Here is a 3,924-nt window from a genome sequence, read left to right as displayed (position 1 = left end):
GGCACCGATCGCCCAGCAGGGTGCGGTCGTTCCCGGCGAACTCGACGAACAACCAGGCGGCCCCCTCGGGCAGCGCGGGCACCGCACCCCGTCCGCGCCGCTCGCGCAGGACGTCGACGATCCGGGAGTCCAGGCCCTCGCAGGCCGACGGCCGGTGGGGCAGGATCGCGGGCACCGCGTCCCCGGCGGAGGCGATGTCGTCGTAGCCCAGGACGACGAGCACCCGGACCGGCGGGTCCACGACCAGCCGGACCGTCGCCTCCGTGGTGATCGCCAGGGTCCCCTCGGACCCGACCAGCATCCGTGTGAGGTCGAATCCCCGTTCGGGGAGCAGGTGGTGGAGGGCGTAGCCGGAGATCTGGCGGCCGAACCGCCCGAGCTCGGTGCGGATCGGTGCGAGATGCTGCTCGACGAGCGCCCGCAACGCCTCCCTCCCCGCGTCGAACCCGTCCGTGACGAGGCCGGTGCGCAGCACCTCGCCGGTCCCGGTGACCGCCGTCAGACCGGCGACGTTGTGCGATGTGCGCCCGTACCCGAGGGACCGGCTCCCGCAGGCGTCGTTGCCGATCATCCCGCCGATGGTGCAGCGGGAGTGCGTCGACGGGTCGGGGCCGAAACGCAGGCCGACCGGCGCCGCGCGGGCCTGCAGGTGGGCCTGGACCACGCCCGGTTGGACGACCGCCGTCCGTTCCTCGGCATCGATGCGCAGGACCGAGTCCATGTGCCTGCTGAGATCGAGCACCAGGCCCGGACCGATCGCGTTCCCCGCGACGGAGGTCCCCGCACCGCGCGCGGTGACCGGCACCCCGCACGCCCGGGCGACGGAGACGGCCGCGCTCACCTCGTCGGCGTTTCGCGGGAAGGCCACGGCGCGCGGGGGTACCCGGTAGAGCGAGGCGTCGGAGCTGTAGGCCGCACGGATCGCGGCGTCCCCACGGACCTCCGCGACCCCTTCGCGGCGCAGCGCGGCGAGCAGTTCGGCGGTCTCCGACGGGGTCTCGGTCACGACCCACCGCCCGGCGGCGACATCCGCAGCTCGGGCACCTGGCATCCCGGCGACAGGTCCAGGAGCAGCCGCAGCACCTTCACCAGGTCGTCGGTCTCCAGGAGGGCGACGCCGTCGGCGGCGTGCACGCCCTCGGACATCGGGGTCCGGACCAGCGAAGGGCACAGGACGGTCGCCTTGACGCCGGTGCCAGCCAGCTCCGCGTCCAGCGCCTCCGTGAACCCGACGACGGCGAACTTCGTGGCCGAGTAGACGGAGAACCCGCCCACCCCTCGCCTGCCCGCGGACGAGGACAGGTTCAGCACGAGCGCCCGGCCGTGCTCGGCACCGGCGGCGGTCAGCAGCCCCAGCGCCTCCCGGCAGAAGAGCACCGTCGCGCGGACGTTCACGCTGAGCTGCCGGTCGAGCCTGCGGGTCGTCACGGCTCCGACCGGCTCACCGATCCCGAGGCCCGCGCTGTTCACGAGCACGTCGAGCCGCCCGAACCGGTCGACGTGCGAGGCCACCGAGGCCGCCACGGACCCCTCGTCGGAGACGTCGCCGACCACCACGTTCGCCGTGCCCCCGCGCGCCTCGACCTCGCGGGCGACGACGGCCAGCTTCTCGGCGGTCCGGGCCACCAGGGTGAGGTCGTACCCGTCCTCCGCGAGGGCGAGCGCGAAGGCCCTTCCGATGCCGCTGGACCCCCCGGTCACCAGCGCGGCGCGGCGGGGGACGGGCGGCGCCACCTCAGGTCCCACCGAGTCGGCGCAGGATCCCGGCGACCTCGCCGATGACCTCGGCGGCGGCGGACGGGTCCCGGGAACAGCCGACGAAGTTGAATCGGCGGCAGCCCGCCTCGAGGTAGGGCCGGGCGTAGTCGGCGATGGCGGCGGCGTCGCCCCAGGCGCAGTACTTCGCGAACCCGTCGAAGGGCAGCTTCACGAACCCCTCGATGCCGGTGCGGACCTGCTCCTCAGCGTCGAGGGCGCCGTCGCCGATCCCGGCCCAGATCTGCATCGTGTGGAGGTCGCCCGCCAGGGACCGCCCGGCCGCACGGGCCTCGGCGTCCACCCGCGCGGTGGCCTCCCGGAAACGGTTCGCGCTGCACCACACGCCCACCCAGCCGTCGCCCAGCAGACCCGCCCGGCGGACGGCCGCGTCCGACCGACCTCCGACGACGATCGGGATCGGCGGTGCGGGAGCGGGGAGCACCCGCACCTCGTCGAGGGTGAAGAACTCGCCGTGGAACGTGACGGTCTCACCGGCGAGGAGGCGGCGCAGCACCGTGAGACTCTCGTCCATCCGCCGGCCCCGGGTCCGCGGGTCGACACCCGCGCTGAGCACCTCGGCCCGGTCGTCGCCACCCACCCCGACCCCGAGCACCAGGCGGCCGGGCGCGATCTCCCCCAGCGAGGCGAGCTGGCGAGCCACGAGGACCGGGTGCCGCAGCGCGAGGAGATACACGCTGACGTAGGCCCCGATGGACTCGTTCAGGCACAGGTCGGCGGTCGACCGCACGAGCCCGTCGGTCCCCCAGCCCCCGCGGAAGCTCACGTGGTCCCAGTTGACGACGTGGTCGATCCCCGCGGCCGCGGCCGAGTCCAGGAACTCCCGCCTGCCGACGGCCTCGTTCCCGTCGAGCAGTCCCAGTCCGACGCGGACCGGGCCGATGGACACCGTCACTGCTGCACCTCTTCGATCGTCTTCCGGAGCGCGCGCTTGTCGATCTTGCCGACCGCACTCACCGGCAGCCGTTCCAGGACCCGGACCATGTCCGGGATCCGGAGCTTCGGAACCCCGCGGCCGAGCAGGAAGGTGGCGAGTCCGTCCCGGTCCAGGGCCCCGTCGTCGGTCTCGACCCAGACGCAGATGCGTTCGCCGAGCCGGGGGTCGGGATAGCCGACGGCCGCGGCGCGGCGCACGGCGGGATGCCCGACCACGTCCGCCTCGACCTGGCCCGGGTCCACGTTCTCGCCCCCGCGGATGATGATGTCCTTCACCCTGCCCACGACGGCGACCCGCCCGTCCTCGTCGACCTCCATGAGGTCGCCGGTCGGGAGGTGGCCCTCGGCGGTGAGCGCCTCGTGGTCGGTCTCGTCCTCGAGGTAGCCGAGGAACAGTGCTGGGCCGGTGCTGGCGCCCTGGCCCGGGCTGCCGGGGGGAAGGACGGTCCCGTCGGCGTCGAGGGTGACGACCTCCGAGCCGGGGAAGACCGTCCCGTCGTGGGCGGCCCGGACCTCGACGGGCTCGTCGCGGTGGGTCGCGGTGTGCCCGAGGCATTCCGAGAGGCCGTACATGCGGCACACGGCGATGCCGCGCGCGGCGGCGGACCGGACGAGGTCCGGCGACACCGACGCGCCTCCGCACGCGAACGTGAGGCCGCCGGGGCCGGGCGACCAGTCCCGCTCCTCCGCCGCCGTGACCATGTCGCTCAGGTGGGTCGGGACGCTGAGCGTCCACGCCACGCCGTGCCCGTCGACCATGTCGAGAGCCCGGCCCGGGGCCCACCGGCCGTCGTAGAGGACCAGGTCACGGCCCTGCGGGAGTGCCGCGAAGACCGAGAAGGCCAGCCCGGCCGCGTGCGACAGCGCGACGAGCCCCAGCACCGCTCCGGCTCCAGCGCCCGTCCGCTCCACGGAGTGGCGGGCCGAGTACGCCATCGTGTCCGCGGTGTGGACCACGGCCTTCGGTGTGCCGGTGGACCCGGAGGTGAAGGTGACGAAGTGGGCGCGGTCGAGGCCCGGCGGACGACGGGACGGCGCGGGAGGCGGCGCCAGCTCCCCGATGGCGGCCAGGGTGCCGTCCTCCGCGACGGCGGCGCTCACGGCCCCGAGGTCGGCGACGACCTCGTCGTGTCCCCCGATCGCGCCGACCACCAGGCGCGCCCCGGTCCGCGTAAGCGCGGTGGACAGGCCCTCCGCGGTGCCGCCGGGCGG

Annotated in this window: 4 protein-coding genes; all 4 read right to left on the bottom strand. The window is 74.7% G+C overall.

The window, feature by feature from the left end; translation table 11 throughout:
- A partial coding sequence (locus tag H5J29_RS24075; protein ID WP_312858376.1) for an FAD-binding oxidoreductase occupies nucleotides 1–1,006 on the bottom strand: 1,006 nt, incomplete at its 3' end.
- The gene (locus H5J29_RS24070) at nucleotides 1,003–1,734 is read right to left on the bottom strand and encodes an SDR family NAD(P)-dependent oxidoreductase (RefSeq protein WP_181783308.1); all 732 of its coding nucleotides are present in this window, start codon (nucleotides 1,732–1,734) and stop codon (nucleotides 1,003–1,005) included. The genes H5J29_RS24075 and H5J29_RS24070, both read right to left, overlap by 4 nt.
- A gap of 1 nt (nucleotide 1,735) precedes the next feature.
- Complete coding sequence (locus tag H5J29_RS24065) at nucleotides 1,736–2,671, bottom strand: LLM class flavin-dependent oxidoreductase (protein WP_220187848.1); 936 nt, start codon at nucleotides 2,669–2,671, stop codon at nucleotides 1,736–1,738.
- Nucleotides 2,668–3,924 (bottom strand): class I adenylate-forming enzyme family protein (locus H5J29_RS24060; protein ID WP_181783307.1); only part of this gene is annotated, 1,257 nt, incomplete at its 5' end. The genes H5J29_RS24065 and H5J29_RS24060, both read right to left, overlap by 4 nt.

This window comes from Pseudonocardia pini (assembly GCF_013870575.1).
Taxonomy (GTDB): Bacteria; Actinomycetota; Actinomycetes; order Mycobacteriales; family Pseudonocardiaceae; genus Pseudonocardia; species Pseudonocardia pini.
Note: the sequence above shows the minus strand (reverse complement) of the source record. Positions and strands in the feature narration are given on the sequence as shown.